Origin of the sequence: Paraburkholderia terrae (assembly GCF_002902925.1) — a bacterium.
GTDB classification, from domain to species: domain Bacteria; phylum Pseudomonadota; class Gammaproteobacteria; order Burkholderiales; family Burkholderiaceae; genus Paraburkholderia; species Paraburkholderia terrae.
Genome location: NZ_CP026111.1, coordinates 3,415,446 through 3,439,716 on the forward strand (window position 1 = coordinate 3,415,446; position 24,271 = coordinate 3,439,716).

The 24,271-nt window shown below is 64.2% G+C and carries 23 protein-coding genes; 13 read left to right on the plus strand and 10 right to left on the minus strand.

The window, feature by feature from the left end; genetic code table 11:
• Positions 1-3: 3 nt before the first annotated feature.
• From C2L65_RS15210 to fliE, 5 genes are all read right to left on the minus strand, one after another.
• Positions 4-339: an EscU/YscU/HrcU family type III secretion system export apparatus switch protein gene (locus C2L65_RS15210; protein WP_042315524.1), complete on the minus strand. Its 336-nt coding sequence runs from the start codon at positions 337-339 to the stop codon at positions 4-6.
• Positions 336-1,733, minus strand: a complete 1,398-nt coding sequence (gene fliK, locus C2L65_RS15215) for a flagellar hook-length control protein FliK (protein ID WP_042315522.1) — start codon at positions 1,731-1,733, stop codon at positions 336-338. The genes C2L65_RS15210 and fliK overlap by 4 nt, the downstream gene beginning before the upstream one ends.
• Before the next feature lie 68 nt (positions 1,734-1,801).
• On the minus strand, positions 1,802-2,131 hold the full coding sequence (locus C2L65_RS15220; RefSeq protein WP_035991528.1) for a flagellar protein FliT: 330 nt from the start codon (positions 2,129-2,131) through the stop codon (positions 1,802-1,804).
• Positions 2,128-2,562, minus strand: a complete 435-nt coding sequence (fliS, locus tag C2L65_RS15225; protein ID WP_007577111.1) for a flagellar export chaperone FliS — start codon at positions 2,560-2,562, stop codon at positions 2,128-2,130. Before fliS ends, C2L65_RS15220 begins: the two co-directional genes overlap by 4 nt.
• A 391-nt stretch (positions 2,563-2,953) precedes the next feature.
• Positions 2,954-3,289, minus strand: coding sequence for a flagellar hook-basal body complex protein FliE (gene fliE, locus C2L65_RS15230; RefSeq protein WP_042315520.1), 336 nt, complete (start codon positions 3,287-3,289; stop codon positions 2,954-2,956).
• 233 nt (positions 3,290-3,522) lie between these two features.
• On the opposite strand from fliE, the gene fliF reads away from it, so the two are divergent.
• The 13 genes from fliF to fliR all read left to right on the plus strand — a co-directional run bounded on the left by fliF (position 3,523) and on the right by fliR (position 15,836).
• Complete coding sequence (gene fliF, locus C2L65_RS15235; RefSeq protein ID WP_042315519.1) at positions 3,523-5,304, plus strand: flagellar basal-body MS-ring/collar protein FliF; 1,782 nt, start codon at positions 3,523-3,525, stop codon at positions 5,302-5,304.
• Positions 5,294-6,289: a flagellar motor switch protein FliG gene (fliG, locus tag C2L65_RS15240; RefSeq protein ID WP_042315518.1), complete on the plus strand. Its 996-nt coding sequence runs from the start codon at positions 5,294-5,296 to the stop codon at positions 6,287-6,289. The genes fliF and fliG overlap by 11 nt, the downstream gene beginning before the upstream one ends.
• Positions 6,276-6,953: a flagellar assembly protein FliH gene (gene fliH, locus C2L65_RS15245; protein ID WP_081921475.1), complete on the plus strand. Its 678-nt coding sequence runs from the start codon at positions 6,276-6,278 to the stop codon at positions 6,951-6,953. Before fliG ends, fliH begins: the two co-directional genes overlap by 14 nt.
• The gene (fliI, locus tag C2L65_RS15250) at positions 6,947-8,602 is read left to right on the plus strand and encodes a flagellar protein export ATPase FliI (protein ID WP_042315515.1); all 1,656 of its coding nucleotides are present in this window, start codon (positions 6,947-6,949) and stop codon (positions 8,600-8,602) included. Before fliH ends, fliI begins: the two co-directional genes overlap by 7 nt.
• A gap of 18 nt (positions 8,603-8,620) precedes the next feature.
• Positions 8,621-9,070, plus strand: coding sequence for a flagellar export protein FliJ (gene fliJ / locus C2L65_RS15255; protein WP_007734698.1), 450 nt, complete (start codon positions 8,621-8,623; stop codon positions 9,068-9,070).
• A gap of 65 nt (positions 9,071-9,135) precedes the next feature.
• The gene (locus tag C2L65_RS15260; protein WP_042315513.1) at positions 9,136-10,650 is read left to right on the plus strand and encodes a flagellar hook-length control protein FliK; all 1,515 of its coding nucleotides are present in this window, start codon (positions 9,136-9,138) and stop codon (positions 10,648-10,650) included.
• A 581-nt stretch (positions 10,651-11,231) separates the two neighbouring features.
• Positions 11,232-11,735: a flagellar basal body-associated protein FliL gene (gene fliL, locus C2L65_RS15265; RefSeq protein ID WP_042315512.1), complete on the plus strand. Its 504-nt coding sequence runs from the start codon at positions 11,232-11,234 to the stop codon at positions 11,733-11,735.
• 65 nt (positions 11,736-11,800) lie between these two features.
• Positions 11,801-12,799: a flagellar motor switch protein FliM gene (fliM, locus tag C2L65_RS15270; protein WP_042315511.1), complete on the plus strand. Its 999-nt coding sequence runs from the start codon at positions 11,801-11,803 to the stop codon at positions 12,797-12,799.
• Complete coding sequence (gene fliN, locus C2L65_RS15275) at positions 12,792-13,256, plus strand: flagellar motor switch protein FliN (protein WP_035991507.1); 465 nt, start codon at positions 12,792-12,794, stop codon at positions 13,254-13,256. The genes fliM and fliN overlap by 8 nt, the downstream gene beginning before the upstream one ends.
• On the plus strand, positions 13,253-13,873 hold the full coding sequence (gene fliO, locus C2L65_RS15280) for a flagellar biosynthetic protein FliO (protein WP_103254537.1): 621 nt from the start codon (positions 13,253-13,255) through the stop codon (positions 13,871-13,873). The genes fliN and fliO overlap by 4 nt, the downstream gene beginning before the upstream one ends.
• 86 nt (positions 13,874-13,959) lie before the next feature.
• Positions 13,960-14,730 carry a flagellar type III secretion system pore protein FliP gene (gene fliP, locus C2L65_RS15285; protein ID WP_054929245.1) on the plus strand — a complete coding sequence of 257 codons (771 nt, stop codon included), beginning with the start codon at positions 13,960-13,962 and terminating at the stop codon, positions 14,728-14,730.
• A gap of 22 nt (positions 14,731-14,752) precedes the next feature.
• Positions 14,753-15,022, plus strand: a complete 270-nt coding sequence (fliQ, locus tag C2L65_RS15290; protein WP_007577083.1) for a flagellar biosynthesis protein FliQ — start codon at positions 14,753-14,755, stop codon at positions 15,020-15,022.
• 31 nt (positions 15,023-15,053) lie between these two features.
• Entirely contained in the window at positions 15,054-15,836 is a 783-nt protein-coding gene (gene fliR, locus C2L65_RS15295) for a flagellar biosynthetic protein FliR (protein WP_042315507.1), read from the plus strand.
• Between the two features lie 875 nt (positions 15,837-16,711).
• Here the strand turns inward: fliR and flgL are convergent.
• From flgL to C2L65_RS15325, 5 genes are all read right to left on the minus strand, one after another.
• A complete protein-coding gene (gene flgL, locus C2L65_RS15300; protein WP_042315504.1) occupies positions 16,712-17,932 on the minus strand; it encodes a flagellar hook-associated protein FlgL in 1,221 nt (406 codons plus the stop codon).
• Positions 17,933-17,946: 14 nt separating this feature from the next.
• Positions 17,947-19,920 (minus strand): flagellar hook-associated protein FlgK, encoded by a 1,974-nt coding sequence (flgK, locus tag C2L65_RS15305; protein WP_042315502.1) that lies wholly within the window; start codon positions 19,918-19,920, stop codon positions 17,947-17,949.
• A gap of 1,049 nt (positions 19,921-20,969) precedes the next feature.
• The gene (locus tag C2L65_RS15310) at positions 20,970-21,719 is read right to left on the minus strand and encodes a flagellar brake protein (protein ID WP_042316729.1); all 750 of its coding nucleotides are present in this window, start codon (positions 21,717-21,719) and stop codon (positions 20,970-20,972) included.
• Positions 21,720-22,137: 418 nt separating this feature from the next.
• On the minus strand, positions 22,138-23,070 hold the full coding sequence (flgJ, locus tag C2L65_RS15320) for a flagellar assembly peptidoglycan hydrolase FlgJ (RefSeq protein WP_042316733.1): 933 nt from the start codon (positions 23,068-23,070) through the stop codon (positions 22,138-22,140).
• A 12-nt stretch (positions 23,071-23,082) separates the two neighbouring features.
• A complete protein-coding gene (locus tag C2L65_RS15325; protein ID WP_042316735.1) occupies positions 23,083-24,270 on the minus strand; it encodes a flagellar basal body P-ring protein FlgI in 1,188 nt (395 codons plus the stop codon).
• Position 24,271: the final 1 nt, after the last annotated feature.

Genomic DNA, 24,271 nt, shown 5'->3' on the forward strand with positions numbered 1-24,271 from the left:
GCGTCAAAGCTCGCGGGACGTGTCGGGGGGAATGTCGGTGGCAACCACATCGATGACGGGTGAATCATCGCCGGCACCACTCTCCAGCCGATGCAGCCACGCGAGCAATTCCGCGACGGCCTGATACAGGCGCGGCGGAATGCGCGAGTCGACATCGACCTGCATCAGCAGCGACACCATTTCGGGCGATTGATGCACGTACAGGCCCGCTTCCTTCGCGCGCTGCACGATCATCTCGGCGACGATCCCGTAGCCTTTTGCGACGATGCGCGGCGCGTCGTCGTGACCGTGCGAATCGTAGACCAGCGCCGCCGCGCTCCTGCGACTGGTGCGACTCATTGCATGTCCCAGTCGAAATCGTGGTTGTCGGCGGCGTCGTGCTGCGCGGATTTGTCCGCCGTCGTGCGCGCATACGCCGATGCCGCAGCGGCAGCCGCCGCCGCGTTGCCCGCCGGCGTGCTTCCGCCGATTTCGAGGATCGACAGGCCGCTCAGCTCGATGCCCGCCTGCGCGAGGCGCTGGCGGAAGGTCTCGCCCTGCGCCGCGAGCCGCGCCGCGCCGCCGGGGCTCGCCTGCACGCGCGCGACGAGCCGCGAGCCCGTCAGCGTGAGGTCGGCGTCGACGGTGCCGAGCGAAGGCAGCGACAGCGTGAGGCGCGTGCGCCAAGGGTATTCGTCGTCGGCGGATGCAGCGCCGTTGCCGCTGCGCCGCCATTCATCACCTTCCTGCTCGATCGTCCAGTCGAGGCGGGCGCCCGGCCACGCTTCGCCCGTCCAGCGGAATTGCCCCGTCGCGAGCAGGTCGAGTTGCTGGCGGACGAGGGGAATCGTCGCGGGATGCAACGCCGCCGCCATCGATTGCTGCTGGCGCGCGCTGGCGTCGTCCATGCCCGCTGCTGCATGGGCTGCCGCCGGGTTCTGCGCAGTTTGCGCGGGCTGATCCGGCGTGTCGATGATGTCGTGCGTCGCCAGATCGAACGTCGTGAAGCGCGCCGACTGGGTGTGCGGGCCTTCAGGTGTACCGCGCGCAGCGGCGACCGCGGCCGCAAATGCCGCGGCACCCGTGTTGCCCGACGGGCGGCCTTGCGCCCATGAGTTCGATTCGTCGGCGTCGTGGCTCAAGTCGAGCGGCGTTTGCGACGCCGCGTCCGCGAGGCGATTCTGGGGCTCGCCCGCAAGCGATTCGACGGGTCGTTGCCCCGACAGCCACTGCGCGAGATGCGATTCGTAGAAGAGTCCGCTTTCGTCGACAGTACGCCGCAGCGCCGCCGCCAACTCGGCGACGGGCAGAGGCGCGGCGACGATGTTCGCCGCCGCGTCCGCACCGTGCGCGGCATTCGCGCCGCCCACGTTCTGCGCCGTCGCGGCACCCGCCGCGGCGTTACCGGAAGCCGCGGCCTGCGATGCGTTCGCGCCCGTGTCGAACAACGGCAGAGGCGCGATGTCGATGGCGGGCGCGGCGGGCCAAACGGGGAGCTGGCCGACCAGCGCGGGCGTCGCCTCGCCGCCGGAGCGCGTGATCGCGTCGAGCGTCAACGCGACGGCCGACAGCACCGTCTGCGCGGAGGCCGGCAACGGCGCGGGCATCATCGCGATGGGCGCGCCGGGCGGCTGCCTGACGTTCAGGGACGCGTCGGTCTGCGCGGTCGTCGCGCTGGATCGCGAGCCGAGGGGAAGCAGGCTGTCGATGCGGCTAGCCAGCAGCGAGGCCACCGCCGTGTCGATTCCGTTCATCCCCGCTTCCTCTCGCGCATTGACGCTGCGTGGCCGCTAGCGGCTCGTATTGGACGTTATGAAAGCGCTCAGCGCGCCTGGTAAAGTTCTTTCAGCACGATGGCCGGGCGGCTCGGCGCAAACAGCGCCTGCAGCTTGGCCATGCGCGGGTTCGCGAGATCGCGGACCGTCGCGTCGTTGGCGAGGATCTGGCGGATCAGGTCGAATTTGCGCGAGCGTTCGTCGTCGGACAGGCGTACGCCGTCTTCCGCGTGCTTCAGCGCGTCGACGAGATGCCGGTACTCGTCCTGCAACAGGACGAGATCGTTCCAGAGCGCGTCTCGCGCTGCCATCACCATCCGGACCGAAATCGCTGCGATCGCCTCGTAGCGGGCGAAATATTCTGCGTTCGAACTCATCTCATGCTTTCCGCGGACGACTGCATCGCCATCCGCGCAATCTCCGGCGCGATTCCAATCCAGGCTTCCTCGAGCGTAGCCAGCAAGCCGTCGACTTCGACGAGCATCGCATCGCTCTGTTTGAGGTTCGCCTCGAGCAGTCGCCGAGTCATATAGCTATAGAGCGCATGAAGACGCTCCGCGATTTCACCGCCGGCTTCGACGTTGAGCGCCTGCTGCAACCCGTCGCCGATGATCTGAATAGCCTTGCCGATCGCCTCGCCGCGCGCCGCGATGTCACCCTGTTGCAGATGCATGCGCGCCTGCGCAACGGCCTTGCGTGCCCCCTGGTAGAGCATCACGATCAGGCGATGTGGACTGGCGCCCATCACCCCTGTCTCCACGCCGACGCGAGCGTAGGCATTGGCTCCAGAGTGTCCCGGGGAAAACATCGGCGCTCCTCCTGTATTACAGATGACAATCAGATCAGACTGACAGCGGACGGCCCGCCGGAGCGCTGCGCGATCCTGCCGCACGCCTCCCGCCAGCCCTTGTATCAAGGTTATCGGTTCATACGAATAAAGCTTTAGCCCGCTGGAAGGAAGCGTCAGGAAAGATACGCGGCACGGCACCGGGCGCCGCGCGGGCGCGGGGTTGGCTGCGAACGGCGGGTCGCCGCACCGGCACGGTGCAGGGAACCGACGCGCATGGCCGCCCGGCGAGGCGGGCGACGGGACGCTGCGCACGCTTGCGACAGACGCGATGCCGCCTGCATCGACCGCGCTCCGCCGCCCAGAGGCCGGCGGCCGGCCGCGGTCGCCGGCGACATGCGCCGCAGGCGTCTCAGACGGCCATCTGCATGATGTCGTTGTAGGCCGACACGAGCTTGTTGCGCACCTGCAGTCCGAACTGGAAGCCGACGTTGGCCTTCTGCATGTCGACCATCACGTCGTTCAGCGACACGTTCGGCGCGCCGAGTTCGAAAGCATGGGCCTCGCCAATCGCGCTCTTCTGGTCGCCGCTGATCTTGTCGATCGAGGCTTTCAGCGCCGACGCGAAGCCGCCTGCCGTGGCCGCGCCATTGTCGTGCCCAACCGGGGCGCTGCCGCCCGTGGCCTGGGCCGCCATCTCCTGCATCTGCTGCAAGGCCGACTGGATCGGATTGATGAGTGCCGTCATGTTCTCTCCTGGGTGAGATGCAGGCGAGCGTTCGCGCCATACACCGATTGGACAGGAAGCATAGCAGCGGCCCTTTTGCGAAAGCCGTGAAAGTAAGGGGGAAACCCCCCGCTATTCGGCGCATCGGGTTGCTTACCCATGCGGATAATCCCTAGCGTGAAAGTCTCTGTCGGCAGGCAAGGTAAGGCGCCGTAAGCCGCAGAACGCAAAAGCATTCCGGAGAAACCCGACGCATGGATTCGTCAGCCAACTCTTTGATCAACCCCGATGCCCGCATGGGCCTCGCCGGCGCACAGCCGGGCACAGCGGGAGCAGCCGGTGGCGCTGCAGGCCTCGACCTCGGCGGCACGGGCGGTGGCTTCGCCACGCGCTTCCCGGGCCTTCCGACGTCGCTGTCGCAGATGCGCGGCAACCCGCGCGCGCCGCTGATCTTCGCCGTCGCGTTGCTGGTCGCGGTGGTCGCGGGGCTGATCCTCTGGTCGCGCGCACCGGACTATAAGGTCCTGTATAGCAATGTCTCCGATCAGGACGGCGGCGCAATCGTTGCCGCACTCCAGCAGGCGAACGTGCCGTACAAGTTTTCCGATGCGGGCGGCGCAATCCTGATCCCCGCCGATCAGGTGCATGAAATGCGTCTGCGCCTCGCGTCGCAGGGTCTGCCGAAGAGCGGCTCGGTCGGCTTCGAACTGATGGACAACCAGAAGTTCGGCATCAGCCAGTTCGCCGAGCAGATCAATTATCAGCGCGCGCTCGAAGGTGAGCTGCAACGCACGATCGAATCCATCTCGACAGTCAAGTCGGCGCGTGTCCATCTGGCGATTCCGAAGCCGACCGTGTTCGTGCGCGACCGCGAGGCGCCGTCGGCATCCGTGATGGTCAACCTGTATCCGGGCCGCATGCTCGACGAAGGCCAGGTCGTGGCGATCACGCATATGGTCGCCTCCGCCGTGCCCGACCTGCCCGTGCGCAACGTGACGATCATCGACCAGGACGGCAACCTGCTCACGCAGGCAGGCGTCAGCGGCAGCGGCCTCGACGCGACGCAACTGAAGTATGTGCAGCAGATCGAGCGCAACACGCAGCAGCGCATCGACGCGATCCTTGGACCGATGTTCGGCGCCGGCAACGCGCATTCGTCGGTGAGCGCGGACATCGATTTCTCCCGGCACGAGTCGACCTCGGAGGCCTACGCCCCGAACAACGACCCGCAGCAGGCCGCCGTCCGCAGCCAGCAGACCAGCACCGCGACGGAAATGTCGCAGGGCGGCGCCTCGGGCGTGCCGGGCGCGCTGTCGAACCAGCCGCCGCAGCCGGCGTCCGCGCCCATCGTCGCCAGCGCGAATGGCGCCAGCGGCGTGACGACGACGCCGATCAGCGACCGCAAGGATGCGACCACCAACTACGAGCTGAGCAAGACCGTGAGCCACACGGAGCAGGCGGTTGGCGGCATCAAGCGTCTGTCGGTGGCTGTGGTGGTGAACTACATGCGCGTCGTCGACGCGAAGGGCCACGCGACGATGCAGCCGGTTCCCGCCGACAAGCTCGCGCAGGTCAAGCTGCTGGTCAGCGACGCGATGGGCTACGACAAGGCACGCGGCGACTCGGTCAACGTCGAGACCAGCGCGTTCACGCAGATCGTCGACCCCGATGCCGATCTGCCGTGGTGGCGCACCAAGGACATGATCGCGATGTACAAGCAGATCGCGACGTACGTGGGCATCGGCGCAGTCGCCCTGTTCCTCTACTTCGTGATGGTCAAGCCGGCGCTGCGCCGCGCCTTCCCGCCGCCGGAGCCCGCTGTCGCCGCGCTGATGTCGCCGGACGAGCCGGTGCTCGACGGTCTGCCGAGCGCAGCCGCCATCGCCGCCGAAGAGGAAGTCGAAGGATCGCTGGTCTCGCTGGAAAGCGACAAGGCCAAATATGAGCGGAATCTCGAATATGCGCGTCAGATCGCGCGTCAGGATCCGAAGATCGTTGCAACCGTCGTGAAGAGCTGGGTGTCCGATGAGCACTGAAGGCGTATTGAAGAGCGCGCTCCTGCTGATGTCGATCGGCGAGGAAGAGGCGGCTCAGGTATTCAAGTTTCTGGGGCCGCGTGAAGTCCAGAAGATCGGCGTCGCGATGGCGTCGCTGAAGAACATCACCCGCGAGCAGATCGACGAGGTGCTGCACGAGTTCGTCTCCGAGGCGGACAAGCACACTGCCCTCTCGCTCGACTCGAACGACTACATCCGCTCCGTGCTGACCAAGGCGCTCGGCGACGACAAGGCGGGCGCGATCATCGACCGTATCCTGCAAGGCAGCGATACGAGCGGCATCGAAGGCCTGAAGTGGATGGATTCGGCGGCTGTCGCGGAACTCATCAAGAACGAGCACCCGCAGATCATCGCGACGATTCTCGTCCACCTGGACCGCGATCAGGCGTCGGAAATCGTCGCGTGCTTCACGGAGCGGCTGCGCAACGACGTGCTGCTGCGTATCGCGACGCTCGACGGCATTCAGCCCGCCGCGCTGCGCGAACTCGACGACGTGCTGACGGGCCTGCTGTCGGGCAGCGACAACCTGAAGCGCAGCCCGATGGGCGGCATCCGCACGGCGGCGGAAATTCTCAACTTCCTGCCGGGCAATCACGAAGAATCGGTCATCGACAACGTCCGCCAGTACGACGCGGAACTCGCGCAGAAGATCATCGACCAGATGTTCGTGTTCGACAACCTGCTCGACCTGGAAGACCGCGGCATCCAGCTGCTGCTGAAGGAAGTCGAGTCGGAAACGCTGATCATCTCGCTGAAGGGCGCGCAGCCCGCGCTGCGCCAGAAGTTCCTGTCGAACATGTCGCAGCGCGCAGCCGAGCTGCTCGCGGAAGACCTGGACGCACGCGGCCCGGTCCGCGTGTCGGAAGTGGAAACGCAACAGCGCAAGATCCTTCAGGTCGTGCGCAACCTCGCCGAGTCTGGTGCAATTGTGATCGGCGGCAAGGCGGAAGATGCATATGTCTGACCACGATCCCGTGCGCAAGGAAAGCCTCTCGGCCTACCAGCGCTGGGAGATGGCCTCGTTCGACCCGGTGCCCGAGCCGGAACCGGAAGTCGACGACGGCGCGTTCGAAGCCGAACTGCAACGCCTGCGCGACACCGCGCATGCGCAGGGCGTCGCGTCCGGCCATGTGGCCGGCCAGGCGCTCGGCTATCAGGCCGGCTACGAACAGGGCCGCGCGCAAGGCTTCGAGCAGGGTCAGGCGGAAGCGCACTCGGAAGCCGCGCAGCTTGCCGCGCTCGCCGAAACGTTCAAGGCCGCGCTCGACAACGTGCAGCACGAATTGTCCGAAACGATCGTCGCGCTCGCGCTCGACATCGCGCAACAAGTGGTTCGCCAGCATGTCCAGCACGATCCGACGGCGCTGCTTGCCGCCGCGCGTGAGGTGATGGCGACTGAACCGGCGCTGGTCGGCGCGCCGGCTCTGATCGTGAGTCCTGCCGATCTGCCCGTTGTCGAAGCGTATCTGCTGGAAGAACTGCAGACGCGCGGCTGGACCGTGCGCACCGACCCCGCGATCGAACGCGGCGGCTGCCGCGCGGTCTCCACCACGGGCGAAGTGGACGCCGGCATCGGCACGCGCTGGGAGCGCGTGACGGCTGCGCTCGGCAAGGCAAGCACATGGTAAAGCCGACCATCGAAGACATTCAGCACAGCGACCTCACGCCGCTCGAGCGCGAGCTGGCGCTGGCGTCGTTCGGCGCGGAAGCGCTCACCGTCGCGCAGATGGAAGAGTCGCTCGCCGCGTTGGAGTCCGCGATTTCGGACGCGCATTCGGCGGGCCAATCCCGCGATGAAACGCACGACGACACAAACGGCAACGCCAGTGGCGCACATCCCGCTGCCGCGCCCGCGAGCCGCGAATCGGCGGCTGCGCAAAAGCGCGCGCCCGATCCCGCACTCGCATCCAATCCGCATCTGCAGGCGTGGCGCAATCGTTTGAATGGCCTGCGCGAGCGCAACCAGATAGCGCGCCCACTGCGCGCCTGCGGCCGCCTGACGCGTGCCGCCGGGCTGGTGCTCGAAGCCGTCGGCCTGCGGCTGGCCGTCGGCTCGGAAGTGATGATCGAGCTGCCGCCCGGCAGTTCGCGCACGATGGCCGAAGCCGAAGTGGTCGGTTTTCACGGCGACAAGCTCTTTCTGATGCCGACGACGGAAGTCGCCGGTCTGCTGCCCGGCGCGCGCGTCTATCCGCTGGAAGTGGCGCCTATCGCCGATCCGATGGCGGGCGCGAAGCGTCTGCCCGTCGGCTGGGAACTGCTCGGCCGCGTGGTCGACGCATCGGGCAAGCCGCTCGACGGCTTCGGCCCGCTCAACGCGCGCAACGACGCGCCGCTCACGGCACCGACCATCAACCCGCTGCATCGCGAGCCGATTCACAAGGTGCTCGACGTCGGCGTGCGCGCGATCAACGCGTTGCTCACCGTCGGACGCGGCCAGCGCATGGGCCTGTTCGCCGGTTCGGGCGTCGGTAAGTCGGTGCTGCTCGGCACGATGGCGCGCTACACCAGCGCCGAAGTGATCGTGATCGGCCTGATCGGCGAACGTGGCCGCGAAGTGAAGGAATTCATCGAGCAGATTCTCGGCGAGGAAGGTCTCGCGCGCTCCGTCGTCGTGGCCGCGCCCGCGGACGTCTCCCCGCTGCTGCGGATGCAGGCCGCCGCCTACACGACCTCGCTCGCCGAATATTTCCGCGATCAGGGCAAGCACGTGCTGTTGCTGATGGACTCGCTCACGCGTTACGCGATGGCGCAGCGCGAGATCGCGCTGGCGATCGGCGAGCCGCCCGCGACCAAGGGCTATCCGCCGTCCGTGTTCGCGAAGCTGCCTGCGCTCGTCGAGCGTACGGGCAACGGCCCGGAAGGCGGCGGTTCGATTACTGCGTTCTATACCGTGCTGACGGAAGGCGACGACCAGCAGGACCCGATCGCCGACTCGGCGCGTGCGATTCTCGACGGCCATATCGTGCTGTCGCGCGCGCTTGCCGAAGCGGGCCATTACCCTGCCATCGACATCGAAGCGTCGATCAGCCGCGCGATGACCTCGCTCATCAGCGACGCGCATCTCGATCGCACGCGGCAGTTCAAGCAGATGCTATCGCGCTACCAGCGCAACCGCGATCTGATCAACGTCGGCGCGTATTCGTCGGGACGCGACGCCGTGCTCGACAAGGCCATCGCACTGTATCCGCGGATGGAAGCGTTCCTGCAGCAAGGTTTTCGCGAAAGCGCCGGCTTCGACGCCAGCATCGCGCACCTCGATTCGCTGTTCGGCTAGCAAGCCAGGAGAGACTGAATGAGCAAGCACTTTCCGATCAAGACGCTGATTGGCCTCGCACAGGACGACGTCGACGCCGCCGCGCGCAAGCTCGGCCGCGTGCAGCGCGAGCGCAACGATGTCGAAGCGCAGCTGACCGCGCTCATCGAATACCGCGACGAGTATCACCGCCGTTTCACGGAAACCGCCAAGGCGGGGATGCCCGCCGGCAACATGCGCAACTTTCAGGCGTTCATCGACACGCTCGATGCCGCCATCGAACAGCAGCGCGGCTTGCTGGCCACGGCGACGGCGCGTGTCGAAGCCGCCAAGCCCGAATGGCAGCACAGCAAGCAGAAGCTCGGTTCATACGAAGTACTGGAAGCACGCGGCATCGCCGCTGAAGCAAAAGTCGCGGCGCGCCGCGAGCAACGGGACGCCGACGAGTTCGGCGCACGAATTCTCCGGATGCGCGCGGAAGGCGCATGAAGACGCCTGACGCTGCGAAGCGCTGCGGCGCGCAACGGGACTGACACGACCACACGAGATCCAGCATGTCGCCTCTTTCACTGATCAACTCGCTGCTCGGCTCGACGAGCGGCACATCGGGCAGCAGCGCGTCGAACAGCGTGAACACCAGCACGCTGCCGTTCTCGACGACGCTGCAGCAAAGCATCGCCGCGCAGAGCCAGATCGTCGCGCCTTCGCCCGCTCCCGCGCCGGCACCGACGCCGTCGCCGTCCGCATCGAATGGTTCCAGCGTGCATGACGTGCCGCCCGCCGATAACAGCTCGAACAACACGAGCGCCGCCGACAGCTCGAACGACACCGACAGCACCAAGTCCGCGAACCAGAGCGACAACACGCAGCAAAGCAGCGCGTCGAACGGCGCCAACGGTGCAGACGGCACGAATGGCGCGAACGGCAAGGACAAGACCGACACGGCCTCGAAGCCGGACGACGGCGCGCCGACCAAGGGCGCCGCAGCCGCAGAGACGGCAGTAGCCGCAGCGGCCGCAGCCGCCGCGGTGCAAGCTCAGGCACAGGCGAGCGGCGCGGCCGATGCAGCGAATGCGGCAACGGCCGACGCACAGCCGTCGACACCCGCTTCGCCCCCGGTCGCCGGCAACACGACGACGCCCGTGATCCAGACACCGTCGAAGAAGATCGCATCGCTCGATCCGAAAGCGACTCAAGACGCATTGCAGGCCGCCTTCGCCGCGATGGCGAACGGCCAGGGCGCAACGCCTGCGACGGGCGTGAGCGCATCCACCGGCTCGGGCACGTCGGCCACCGGCGACGCGACGCTCGGCGGCGCTGGCGCAGGTGCCGGCAAGGGCCTGACGCTCGGCGACTTGCGCAACATGAAGGGCGACGCGACGGCGAACGGTACGAATGCCACCGCCGCCACGACACCGGCCGCTGCAGCCGCCGCGCAGCCGAGCCCTGCCGAAACGCTTGCCGCTGCCAGCGCGAGCGTCTCGCAGGCGAGCGCCGGGCCCGCCGCGAATACCGACACGAGCGCCGCGCTCGCCGCGACTCAGGCCGCATCGGCGGCGGCTGCGAGTGCAACGACGACGGTGACGCAGGGTTCCAACCCGGCAACGGCCGCGATGGCGAACGCGATCGCGCCGCAAGTCGGAGCGCACGATTGGGAAGACGCGTTCAGCCAGAAGGTCGTGTTCCTCACCAACGCGCATCAGCAGACGGCGGAACTCACGCTCAATCCGCGCGACCTCGGCCCGCTACAGGTCGTCCTCCAGGTTGCCGATAACCATGCACATGCCCTTTTTGTTTCGCAGCATCAGCAGGTGCGGGAGGCGGTCGAAGCCGCGCTGCCGAAACTGCGCGAAGCGATGGAGCAAGGCGGCATTGGTCTGGGCAGCGCCAGCGTCACCGACGGCTTTGCCCGCCAGAGCAGCCAGCAGGGCCAGGAACAAGGCAGCGGCGCGCGCGGTGGCCGCAGCAGTGGCCGTGGCGATGCGGGCATCGAGGTGGCGGATAGCGGCGCGACGACGGTGAGCATGCCTGTGCGACGCACGGTTGGGTTGGTGGACACGTTCGCGTGACGTTGTGCGGGTTGCAGCGCTGGCATCCGCGTGATGTTTTCGGTTTTCATGCGTTGCCCCTGTGCGGGGCGGCAGTCACTTTCTTTGCCGCCGCAAAGAAAGTAACCAAAGAAAGCGGCTCACACCGAGCCGCTTGACCATCGCCACGGAATAGGAACGGCCCAAGCTGCGGGAAACTGTGTGTAGGTTTTCTCGCCATAAGCGCGAGCACTTCGGACCAGGTCCGGAGTGCTCGCGCGTGCGGCGCGACAGCCTACACACAGTTTGCCGCAAATAGGGCGCTGGAAGCTCCGGAGTAGTGGTCAAGCGGCTCGGTGTGAGCTGCTTTCTTTTGCCTACTTTTCTTTGCAGCAGCAAAGAAAAGTAGGTGCCGCCCCGCACAGGGGCAACGCATGAAAGCCGAAAACATCACGCGGATGCCAGCGCAACGGCAAACCGCAGGACGCCTGCGCAGCAAAAAACAAAACCACCCCCGAGCAGGCAAACACACGAGCTAACCCTGAATATCCCTTCTTTTCGACCCATCGCAGCAGCGTCGGACACCTGAAAATTCAACCTACAGCATTGAGGCAATCAATTCCATGGCAACCACGACCGCAAACCAGCAAGCCAACGCGAAGCCCTCCTCTCCGGGCCTCGTCAAGCGCATATTGGTGATCCTGCTGATCGTACTGGTCGCGGCAGGCGCAGCCGGCGCCGCCACCTGGTTCTTCATGTCGAAGCGCGCGCCTGCCGCCGCGACGGCAGCAGCGCCGGCGCCCGCGCCTGCTCCCATCTTCTTTCCGCTCGAATCGATGACGGTGAATCTGCAGTCCGACGACGGCCAGCAGCACTACCTGCGCATTGGTCTGACGCTGAAGCTGAACGACCAGAAGGTGCAGGAACATTTGACTGAACACATGCCCGAAGTCCGCAGCCGCGTGCTGCTCGCGCTGTCGAACAAGCATCCCGAGGAACTCGCGACGCTCGACGGCAAGAAAGCACTCGCCGTGGAACTCGAAAAGCTGATCGAAGAGCCGACCGAGGCCAACGGTCAACCCGTGCACGTTTCCGACGTGCTGTTCACCGAATTCGTCGTCCAGTAACGGCGCCTTGTGCCGACTGATTTGATCTTCCACCGCGCCATTGAAGGGACGTACGAGGAATAGGAATGGGCCACGAAGAGTTCATGTCCCAGGAGGAGGTCGATGCCCTCCTGAAGGGCGTCACCGGCGAGTCTGACTCGCAATCCGATCAGGGCGATCGGTCCGGCGTCCGCCCGTACAACATTGCGACGCAGGAACGCATCGTTCGCGGCCGGATGCCCGGCCTCGAAATCATCAACGACCGGTTCGCGCGTCTGTTGCGCGTCGGCATATTCAACTTCATGCGGCGTACGGCGGAAATTTCCGTCGGCCCGGTGAAGGTGCAGAAGTACAGCGAGTTCACGCGCAACCTGCCGATCCCGACGAACCTGAACCTCGTCCACGTGAAGCCTCTGCGCGGCACGTCGCTGTTCGTGTTCGATCCGAACCTCGTGTTCTTCGTGGTCGACAACCTGTTCGGCGGCGACGGGCGTTTCCATACGCGCGTCGAAGGCCGCGACTTCACGCAGACCGAGCAGCGCATCATCAGCAAGCTGCTTGGCCTCGTGTTCGAGCACTACACGACGGCATGGAAGAGCGTGCGCCCGATGCAGTTCGAATACGTGCGCTCGGAAATGCACACGCAGTTCGCCAACGTCGCGACCCCGAACGAAATCGTGATCGTCACACAGTTCTCGATCGAATTCGGGCCGACGGGCGGCACGCTGCATATCTGCATGCCGTACTCGATGATCGAGCCGATCCGCGACGTGCTGTCATCGCCGATCCAGGGTGAAGCGCTCGAAGTGGACCGCCGCTGGGTGCGCGTGCTGTCGCAGCAGGTGCAGGCAGCCGAAGTGGAACTGACGGCGGATCTCGCGCAGGTCCCCGTGACGTTCCAGGACATTCTCAACATGAAGGCGGGCGACGTGCTGCCCATCAACATTCCCGAGCACATCACGGCGAAGGTCGACGGCGTGCCGGTGATGGAATGCGGCTACGGAATTTTCAATGGTCAATACGCATTGCGCGTGCAGAAGATGATCAGCGCAGCGGAACAGATGAAGGAAGCGGGATATGACTGAGTTGAACTCGACACCCGATATGGACATGCCGGAAGAGTCGAAGGTGAATGATCCGTTGCCCGGCTCGGGCGCCGAAGAAGCGGCCCTCGACGATTGGGCGAGCGCGCTCGCCGAGCAGAACGACAACACGTCGGTCAGCGCAACCACGGCTGGCGTGTTCCAGCCGCTGTCGAAGGTCGAGCCGTCCACGACGCGCAACGACATCGACATGATTCTGGACATTCCCGTTCAGATGACGGTCGAGCTGGGCCGCACGAAGATCGCGATTCGCAACCTGCTGCAACTCGCGCAGGGTTCCGTCGTCGAGCTGGATGGTCTCGCGGGCGAGCCGATGGACGTGCTCGTCAACGGCTGCCTGATCGCGCAGGGCGAAGTGGTGGTCGTGAACGACAAGTTCGGTATTCGCCTGACCGACATCATCACGCCGTCCGAGCGTATCCGGAAGCTGAACCGATGAAACATGCAGTAACCCGGGCCGCGTCCCACGGGAGCGGCATGCCGCTGCCGCGCCGCGCCCGTTTCATGTCGACGGTGGTTGTGGCTGGGCTCATGCTCTGCGCCAGCGCATTCCATCTCGCCCACGCCGCCGACATGAATGCCGTCAACAACGCCGCGAAGATCGCCTCGAGCGTCGGCGCGGGAACGGCGGTGCCGTCGCTCGGCGTCGGCGCCGTGTTGCAGACGATCGTCGGTCTTGCTGTCGTGATCGGCCTCGTGTTCGGCTTCGCATGGCTCGCGCGCCGCTTCGGCCTGCAACCGGGCCAGCGCGGCGGGATCGTGAAGACGATCGGCGGCACGTCGCTTGGCGGCAAGGAACGCGTGGCCGTCGTCGAGATCGGCGATACGTGGCTCGTGCTCGGCGCTGCGCCCGGCAACGTGCGCCTGTTGCATACGATGCCTGCCGGCTCGGCGTCGGGCGCAACCCTTCCCACCGGCACGCCTTTTTCGGTGCCCGGCGCATCCAATCCCGGCGGCCCGGTCCAGTTGAGCGGCACCTTCGGACAACGCTTTCGCGACGCGCTCAAAAACGAAGCGGCCAAACGTTTCCAGCGACGCGCGAGCGGAGAACAGTAATGCAGTACGACCGATCTGACGCGCAGCGCAGCTGCGCTGTGACTTCCCACGCCCTTACCCAGCCTTCCTCGCAGGCTTCCGCTTCGATGAAAAAGCGCATCCTGAAGGGCGCTGCGCTGATTGCGCCGCTCGCCGTGCCCGCGCTGCTGTTCGCGCTGCCGACGCTGTCGCACGCGCAGGCCAACGGCCTGCCCGCCTTCAACACGAGCCCCGGCCCGAACGGCGGCACGACGTACTCGCTGAGCGTGCAAACGATGCTGCTGCTCACGATGCTGTCGTTCCTGCCTGCGATGGTGTTGATGATGACGAGCTTCACGCGCATCATCATCGTGTTGTCGCTGCTGCGTCAGGCGATCGGCACGCCGACCACGCCGCCCAACCAGGTGATGGTCGGTCTTGCGCTGTTTCTCACGTTGTTCGTGATGACGCCCGTGCTCGACAAGGCCTACACCGATGGCTACAAGCCCTTCTCCGAAGGCACGATCCAGATGGACGAGGCGGTGAAGCGCGGCGTTGCGCCGTTCAAGGCGTTCATGCTGAAGCAGACCCGCGAGAGCGATCTCGCGTTGTTCGCACGCATCTCGCACGCCGCGCCGATGCAGGGCCCGGAAGACGTGCCGCTGTCGCTGCTGGTGCCGTCGTTCGTGACGAGCGAACTGAAGACGGGTTTTCAGATTGGCTTCACCGTGTTCATTCCGTTTGTGATCATCGACATGGTGGTGGCGAGCGTGCTGATGTCGATGGGCATGATGATGATTTCGCCCGCGACCATTTCGCTGCCGTTCAAGCTGATGCTGTTCGTGCTGGTCGATGGCTGGCAGTTGATCATCGGCTCGCTTGCGCAGAGCTTCGTCTGAATTCTGCAGGGAGAATCACGCCATGACGCCGGAAACCGTCACCACGCTCGCGCACGAAGCGATGTACATTGCGTTGCTGCTGGCTGCGCCGCCGCTTTTCGTGGGGCTGGTTGTCGGTCTGATCGTGAGCCTGTTTCAGGCCGCGACGCAGATCAACGAAGCGACGCTGTCGTTCATTCCGAAGCTGTTCGCGATCGCCGTGACGCTGGTGCTGATCGGTCCGTGGATGCTCGCGAAGATGCTCGATTACATGCGTCACATGTTCACCAGCATTCCGACGCTCGCGAACTGAGCGCCCTTCTCTTTCCTTCTTTCGACGCGCGATGTTCTCCGTCACCTACGAACAGCTGAACGTCTGGCTGACCGCGTTCCTGTGGCCGTTCGTGCGGATTCTTGCGCTGATGGCGACGGCGCCCGCGTTCGGCGACAAGTCGTTGCCGACTCGCGTGAAGGTCGCTCTGGCGGGTTTTATTACGCTGATCGTTGCGCCGACTATCGTTGCGTTGCCGCAGGTTACTGTGTTTTCCGCGCAGGGCGTGTGGATCATCGTCAACCAGTTTTTGATCGGTGCGGCGCTTGGTTTTACGATGCAGCTAGTGTTTGGTGCGATTCAGGCCGCCGGCGACATTATGGGCATGAGCATGGGGCTCGGGTTCGCGACGTTCTTCGATCCGCATGCTGCGGGGGCCACGGATGTCATGTCGCGCTACATGAATATGCTCGCGATTTTGACTTTTCTCGCGTTTGATGGGCATTTGCAGGTTATCTCTGCGTTGATTCAGACGTTTCAGGCGCTGCCTGTGTCGGCTAATGTGCTTGGGGCTAATGGATGGCGAGTACTCGCCGGGTGGGGGAGCACTGTGATCAGTGCAGCTCTGCTGCTGTCTCTGCCGATTGTCACTGCGCTGCTTATCACTAATCTTGCGCTTGGGATTCTTAATCGGGCTGCGCCGCAGATTGGGGTTTTTCAGGTTGGGCTGCCTGTTACCGTTATTACTGGGTTGCTGCTGATTCAGTTGATGTTGCCTAATATGATGCCGTTCTTTGCCCGGTTGTTTGAGAGTGGGATTGAGCAGATGGGGCGGGTGGCGGCTGGGTTGAGGTGAGGGTTTTTGCTGCGCGAGCGGTTTGGTTTGCTTGGGTTTGCGCTGGCATCCGGGTGGCTGTGTTTGCCGCGCAAGCGGTTTGGTTTGCTTGTGTCTACGCTGGCATCCGCGATTCGTTAGCCTGCTTCACGCGTCGCCCCTGTGCGGGGCGGCACCTACTTTTCTTTGCCGCCGCAAAGAAAAGTAGGCAAAAGAAAGCGGCTCACACCGCCAGTTCTAGTGTTTGCCTGAGGGCCCCCAGAGGGTCTTACGCTTCACACGGCAACCACATGACTCATGCTCGTTGCCAGCGCTCTTAATTGGCGCCTCACCCGCTTCAAGCTCCCGCGTTGCGGCACGCCGCGCCAGATATTCCACCGCCGCCCAGGTGGCAAACTGTGTGTAGGCCGTAGTGCCTCACACGCCTCACTCCGGACCAATAGCCCACGCGTTCCACCCTGTAAGAGCGCCACGCTATACGACGCGACAACCTACACACAGTTTGCCACCTGGGCGGCACATGCCATTCGCTGCCGCTTGCCCGAGCACGGGTATTCGAAGCGGGTGAGGCGCTCATTCGAAGCGTTGGCAACGAACGCGAACAGAAATGCTGCCGTGTGAAGCGTAAGACCCGCTGGGGGCCCTCAGGCAAATACAAGAGCTGGCGGTGTTAGCCGCTTTCTTTTGCCTACTTTTCTTTGCGGCGGCAAAGAAAAGTAGGTGCCGCCCCGCACAGGGGCGACGCGTGAAGCGAGCTAACGCATCGCGGATGCCAGCGAAAGCACAAGCAAACAACCCGCGTCGCAAGACAAAAAAAACGCCCAACCCTATTCAAAGAGCCAGGCGTCTCACACCTACAAAAGCAAAAAAAAAACCAAAACTGAACAACGAAAAAATCAATTCCCGATGTAATCAAACAACGACAACTTCTGAATCATCGAAAAACCCTGCTGCGCCGCCTGCAGCGAAAATTGAGTCATCGTGTACTTACTGATCACCGACGTCAGATCAGTCTGCGTCAGATCCGCAAGATTGCTCGTGGTCTGCAACGAGTTCGTCTGCGTCACCGTCTGCAGCGCCTCAACTTCCTGCTCTCGACCACCGACCGACGTCTGGATCGACGTCACGTTATTCATCGTGTTATGCAACTGCGTCAGCGCCGTGCCCAACGCGTTCGTCAGGTTCGCCTGGCCGCCCGTGCCCGAGACGGGCGTTTGCAGCGCGGCAATCACGCTGTCGAGATTCGCGAATACGTCTTTGTTCGACTGCGCCGCGGGCGTCACCGAGAACGCATCGCCCGCATTGGGCGAGCCGGAAATCGTCACGTTCTGGCCGCCGCCGCCAAGCGAAATCGCCTGGCCAGCCGTGAAGGTCTGCGGCGCGCTCGTCGTCGACGTGGTGGCGTCGGTGATCGTGTACGTCGTCGCGGACGTGAAGTTGATCGTGTACTGGTGCTGGTTCGTCGGGTCGGTCGGATTGGTCACCGAAACATTGCCGATCGTGCCCGTGCCCGTGTTGGCCGAATTGCCCGCCGTCACGGCCGCGCTGCCCGCCGGCGAGATGCTCAGGAACACCGCCTGGCCCGTATCGCCGATCGCGATGTTACGGGTGCCCGTCACCTGCACATTCTGCACGCCGCTGTCGCCGTTGTACTGAACAGCGCCGCTCGCGTTGATCGAGAACGGCGGCGTCCCTGCCTGATAGCCGGCGTACAGATAGTTGCCCGAGCCGTCGGTGCCGTTCGCAAGACCCATCAGCTGATTGCGCAAGCCCTGCAGCTGCGTCGCGATCGCGCCGCGGTCGCCGTCGTTGAGCGAGCCGTCACCCGCGCGCACGAGCTGCGTGCTGATCGACGTCAGCACGTTGTTGATGCTGGACAGCGAGCCGTCCTCGGATTGCAGCGCAGCGAGCGCGGTGTTCTGGTTGTCGGCGTACTGCGACAGCGTCGCGCCCTGCATGCTGAGCTGCACGGCCTGCGCCGCGCCGACCGGGTTGTCCGACGGCGTCGCGAGACTCACGCCGCTCGACAGTTGCTGATACAGCGACGCGAGCGTGGATTGCTGATCGTCCATCGTCTGGACGTTCATGCCGAAGTATTGCGAAGTAGAGATGCGCATAGTCGTTCAACGCCTCAATTGAAAATGCCGAGGATCGTCTGGAACAGCGTCTGGGCCGTCTGGATGACCTTGCTGTTCGCCTGATACAACTGCTGGTATTGCAGCAGGTTCGCCGCTTCCTCGTTGATGTTCACGCCGGAAATCGCCTGCTGCGAGGTCGTGATCTGCGTCACGAGTGCCGTCTGCGATTTGCTCGACGCCTGGATCTGGTTCGTCTGGTTGCCGATGTCGTTCACGTAGTTCGCGTACGAGTCGGTCAGCGTGAGCGTTCCGTTGCCCATCGACTTCGTCGTCACGAGATTCGAGATCGACTGCGCGTTGCGGCCGTCCTTGCCGCCCGCCGGGTTCGGCGCGATCGTGAAGGTGTCGCCGTTCGCGGGCGTGCCCGTGATCTGCAGCGACACGTTGTTGATCGTGCTGCCCGTGATCGTCATCGACGCGCCCATGGCCGCGTTGTACGGCACAGGCGTCGTCGCTGCCGTGATGTTGTACGAGGTCGGCGGCGTTCCGTCGATGGTCACGGTCGAGCCGACCGGGAAGCCGGAGATCGATCCCGTCGTCGAGTCGTACGTCAGCGTGGTGGTCGTGCTGGGCAACGTGTAGCCCGCCGACACCGTGCCCTGCGTCACCGAGGACGTGCCCGTATTCGACGTGCCCTTCGACACCAGAACGGGCGACGAAGCCGCGATGGCCGCGCCGTCGCTCGTCGTCAGCCCGAAGCCGTTCAGCGCGCCGCGCGTCGGCTCGACGGTGAACGAATCGCCGGGGTTCATCGTGCCCGTCAGCGAGAACTGCATGCCGCCGATCGGGTTGGTCAGGTTGGCCGCCTGGCCGACGACCTGGCCCGTATCGCGATTGGTCAGGGTGTAGTTCGCGCCGTCGTACGACAGCGTGTAGTCGCCCGATACGGGCTGCGACGGATTGGACAGCGAAGCGCCCAGCGTGGCGCCGCCCGTATTCTTCAGGTTCGCGAAGATGGTCGGATTACCGACCGTGAACAGCGCGCCGCCTTTGTTGCCGTTCAGGTCGATACCGAGCGAGTTCTGCGCGTTGACCTGCGCGGCGAAGCTTGTCGCGATCGCGCCGAGTTGCGCTTCGGCGGGATCGAGTGTCTGGCTACGGAACGTCATCAGCCCACCGATCTGCCCTCCCAGCTGAACGCTGTCGGGCAGGATTTGCGGCGTCGTCGTTCCGGCCTGGCTCGCAAGACCTGCGTAGGCAACGGCCGTTTCCGTCGGGTCCGACGGCGATGTGACGGTTGTGAGATTGAAGCTCTTGTCGGCGACGACGAGCGGCTGGCCGTTGCCCATGAACACGCTGTAGCCGCTATCGCCCTGCACGACCTGCACGCCGACGAGTTGCGACAGGTTCGACACGGCGAGGTCGCGCTGGTCGAGCAACTGGTTGGGCGGCTGGCCTTGTGCGCTCAGCGACTGGATCTGCGAATTCAGTTGTGCGATTTGCGCGCTGTACGTGTTGATCTGCTTGACCGTGTCGCCGATCTGCGTGTTGACGTTGGTGCGCAGCTGGTCGTACTGATCGCCGGCTGCGTTGATCTGGTCCGCCAACGATTGCGCGTTGCTGATGGCGCTTTGGCGCATCGCGGGATTCGACGCATCGTTCGCGACGTTCTGCATGCCGGTGAAGTACGACGTGATCGCGCTCGAAATGCCCGAGGTCGGATTGCCGACCATGTTGTTGAGCTGCGCGATCAGGTTGTAGTACGTGTTGAGCGAACCGGACTGCGACTGCGCGTTGTTCAGTTCGGTCGTGAGGTACTGGCTGTACTGGCGCTGGATGGTCGTGGTCGACACGCCGCTGCCGAGATAGCCGGAGCCCGTGTACTGTCCGCTCGATTCCGAGTAGACGGGACGCTCGACGGAATAGCCGGGCGTCGCCTGATTGGAGATGTTCTGACCCGTAGTCGTCAGGCCCCATTGGGCTGCGTTGAGTCCACTAAGGCCGATGCTAAAAAGGTTACTCGACATGCGTCATCCTGAAAGACGGCGTAAGGGGCGGTGTGTGTGGCACCGCCAAGTTGACCGAACAATTTGTATATCGGCCTCCCGGCGGGAAGATTGAGGGCGGGAATGGTTTTTTTGCGCGAAGCGCTGGATGGGGTTTGGGTTTGTCTTCGACGTTGGGGTGTTGGTTTTGCCTCGGCGAGGCGGTGGGTGCTGCGCATGCGGTTTGGGTTTTGGCCGTTGCGATGGGTTACGCGTTTTGCCTTTGTGGCGCGGGCGGGTTTGGTTGTTCTGGCTCTTTCGCTGGCATCCGCGCTTTGTTAGCGTGCTTCAAGCGTCGCCCCTGTGCGGGGCGGCACCTACTTTTCTTTGCCGCCGCAAAGAAAAGTAGGCAAAAGAAAGCGGCTAACACCGCCAACATTTCTTCCTGCCTGAGGGCCCCCAACGGTTCTTACGCTTCACACGGCGGCGCCTCCGTTCAGTGCATGTTGCCAACGCTCGAAATGAGCGCCTCACCCGCTTCAAATACCCGTACACGTGCTAGCGACAGCGAATGGTATGTGCCGCCCAGGTGGCAAACTGTGTGTAGGTTGTCGCGGCGTATAGCTTGGCGCTCTTACGGGGTGGGACGCGTGTGCTACTGGTCCGAAGTGAGGCGTGTGGAGCGCAAGGGGCCGACACACAGTTTGCCACCTGGGCGGCGGAGGAATATCTGGCGTGGCATACGGTACTGCGGGAGCTTGAAGCGGGTGAGGCGCCATTTAAGAGCGCTGGCAACGAGCATGAGTCATGTGGTTGCCGTGTGAAGCGTAAGAACCGTTGGGGGCCCTCAGGCAGGAACAAGGATTGGCGGTGTTAGCCGCTTTCTTTTGCCTACTTTTCTTTGCGGCGGCAAAGAAAAGTAGGTGCCGCCCCGCACAGGGGCGACGCGTGAAGCAGGCTAACAAAGCGCGGATGCCAGCGAAAACCCAAGCAAACCAAACCGCTTGCGCGGCAAACACAGCCACCCGGATGCCAGCTCAAACACGAGCAAACCACCCAGCGTCGCAGACAACCAACCCAAACCAAAAACCTTACGCCCGCGCCAACGAGCGCCTCTTCATCTCAAGCTGAGTAATCAACCGCTGAAGGGTATTCTCAGCATTCCCGGGCAGGGACAAAAACCGAAATCCGAGCGTATAACGCTGCGTCCCGTTAGGCAGATCCACTGCCCGATTCGACATCAACTCAAGATCGAGCTGCAACGTCCCCAGCGACCCAAGCACCACTTCCGTGTCGAGCAACTGAACCCCATGCTCGAGCGTCGCCACACGCTCATCACTCGTCCGCATTGCCATACCGCCAAGCGACAGATCCTGCACTTCGAACCGGAACCCTTCCCCATCCGGCAAGCGCCCGCGGCAAGTATAAGGATCAAGCAACGGCGCATCGACGCGGAAATACTCCCGCCGCTGCACGTAATACAAAACCTCAGGAAAATTGGCCTCGAACGAAGGCCGCCCTTCGAACGTCGTCTCGCGCGGCGTCTGCGTGACGAAATGCACGCGCACACCATCCGGCGTCGCATGAAAATGACCTTCCGGCGACGTCAGCAGCCCGCGGTTCTGCTCGGCAAGCGCGCCCCAGTCAAACGTGAAGGTTCGCTCTCGCACGTCCACTTCGAGGATCTTCGTCACAAGCTGGCCGCCCTTGTACTGCACGGTCAGAAAATCGCCGCGATTGAGCAGATTGCGCAGTTGCACACCGATCTCAAGCGGATTGCGGCGGCCGAAGTCGACGCCTTCCATCTCGCGGTTGTCACCATTCGACTGGGTGGTATTCATGGCCTTGCCAATTTCTCTTCGTTCTTGCGAGCACGTCGCGAAAGCACCGCCGGCCGGGGCTCGGCACGGCCGGCATACGTCGCGAAACACGCGTGGGTCCGGAATTCTTCGCACCATTCCGGTATCGGGTCTGACTGTTTAGCGGCAGCGTCAGCCCAAAGTTTAGACCGGTTTTACGAAATATTTTCCGCAAACGTTTGACACCGCAACGAAGACAGGATACGCGAATTCTGCTCGCGGTCCGAAAGTGACATAAGACGATAACGGGAGGCAATGCGGCTCGGTCCAACCGCCGTGGCGGCGGCTCCGTCCGTCTGATGGGGCAACATGGCCCCGTCGCCGGCGTGATGCCGTTGAAGTATTGCGTAGCGACGATGATTGACCAGAACGAACGCGGCAAGCCCCGCGCTCGCGCGCGTCACACCATCTTCTGCATGATCGAAATCAGCTTCTTCGCGTAGTGCGGATCGGTCGCGTAACCGGCGCGCTGCATGCCCTGCGCGAAGCCGTTCACGTCACGCGACGAATTGATCACCTGCGCATAACGCGGGTTCGACTTCAGGAAGCTCGCGTAGTCGGTCATCGCTTCCTCGTACGAATCGTACGCGCGGAACTTCTCGACCACGCGCTGCGGGCGGCCGTTGATGTATTCAGTCGTGACCGTCGCGACGGTCTTACCGTTCCAGTCGTCCGAGGCCTTGATGCCGAAGATGTTGTGGCTCGTCGTGCCGTCCGACTTGCGGATCTCGCGCTTGCCCCAGCCCGATTCGAGCGCAGCCTGGCCGATGATGAAGCGCGCCGGAATGCCCGTCGCGGCGCTCGCGGCCTGCGCCGGCGCGGCGAGCTTGTCGACGAATGCGTCCACCTTGTCCGACGAGCCGTCGCCGCGCACGGCCGGCGTCAACGCGCTGTTCGCCGAGTAGCCGCGGCCCATCTTCAGCGCGCCGTTGTTCGCCGGGTTCGCGTACGCCTTCGCCAGCGCATTCATCGCGACGTTGTTGCCCGCGTTCGCATCGTCGGCGGACATGCCGGAATTGCGCATCAACTGCTTGAGCATCGCGTCGGCAACACCAATGCCCTTCGACGACATCTGCTGCGAAAGCTGCTGGTCCATCATCGACGTGAAGGTTGCCGTGTCGTGCGAATCGAACGGGCCGTCGGACGGCGTCGCGTCGCGCATGCTCTTCAGCATCATCTGCGTGAAAACGGCGTCGAACTGCTTGGCCGCCGACTTCATCGCTTCACGCGGATTCGCCGCGGCCTGCGCGCGCATCGCATCGAAGCCTTGCGTGTCGAGGGCGAAGCGATTGGTCAGGTCATTCGCGGCGTTGCGCGTCGTGTCGGAGTTCATTCTGGTTGTTCCTTAGATGATCTCGAGATCGGCTCGCAGCGCACCGGCTGCCTTCATGGCCTGGAGAATCGACATCAGATCTGCGGGCGTTGCGCCGAGCGCGTTGAGCGCCTTCACGACGTCCGCGAGATTCGCGCCCGCGCTCACCATCTTGAGCGCGCCGTTGTCCTGCTTCAGCGCGATCTGCGACTGCTGCGCGACGACCGTCTGACCATTCGAGAACGCGCCCGGCTGGCTCACCACCGGTTGCGTGTTGACGACCACGGACAGATTGCCGTGCGCGACGGCGCAAGTCTGCAGCGTCACCATCTGGTTCATCACGATCGAACCGGTGCGCGCGTTCAGAATCACCTTCGCGGCGGCCTGCCCGGGCTTCACGTCGAGGTTCTGCAACTGCGCCATGAACTGCACCTGCTGCGCCGGATCGGTCGGGGCGCGCAGCTGGATCGTGCGGCCGTCGAGCGCGACCGCCGTGCCGAAGCCGAACGCGTTGTTGATCGCCGACGTGATGCGCTGCGTCGTGTCGTAGTCCATGTCGTTCAGGTCAAGCTGCATCGTGCCCGCCTGCGAAATCGTGGTCGGCACCGCGCGCTCGACGAGCGCGCCGCCCGTGATGCGGCCCGCCGCGAGCTGGTTGACCTGCACCTTGCTGCCGTTCGCGCTGGCACCCGCGCCGCCGACGGCCATGTTGCCCTGCGCGAGCGCATACACCTGGCCGTCCGCGCCCTTGAGCGGCGTGAGCAGCAGCGTGCCGCCACGCAGGCTCTTGGCATTGCCGAGCGACGACACGGTGACGTCGATCGCTTCGCCGGGCCGCGCGAACGCGGGCAGTGATGCCGTCACCATCACGGCGGCGACGTTCTTCAACTGCATGCTCGACAGCGAATTGTTGCTGGAGTTCGAGCCAGCCTGCTGGCTGTTGATCGAGATGCCGAGGTTCGCGAGCATGTTCGCGAGCGTCTGCGTCGTGAAAGGCGTCTGCGTGGTCTGGTCGCCCGTGCCGTCGAGACCGACGACGAGGCCATAGCCGATCAGCGGGTTGTCGCGCACGCCCTGGATCTGCACGAGGTCCTTCAGGCGTTCCGCATGGGCGACGTGCGTCGTGACGGGCAGCGCGGCGCACGCGAGCGCGACCACGGCGAAGGCGCGTGCCGCGAAACCGGAAACGGACGTCAGGCGGAGGAAAGAGAAGGTACGCATG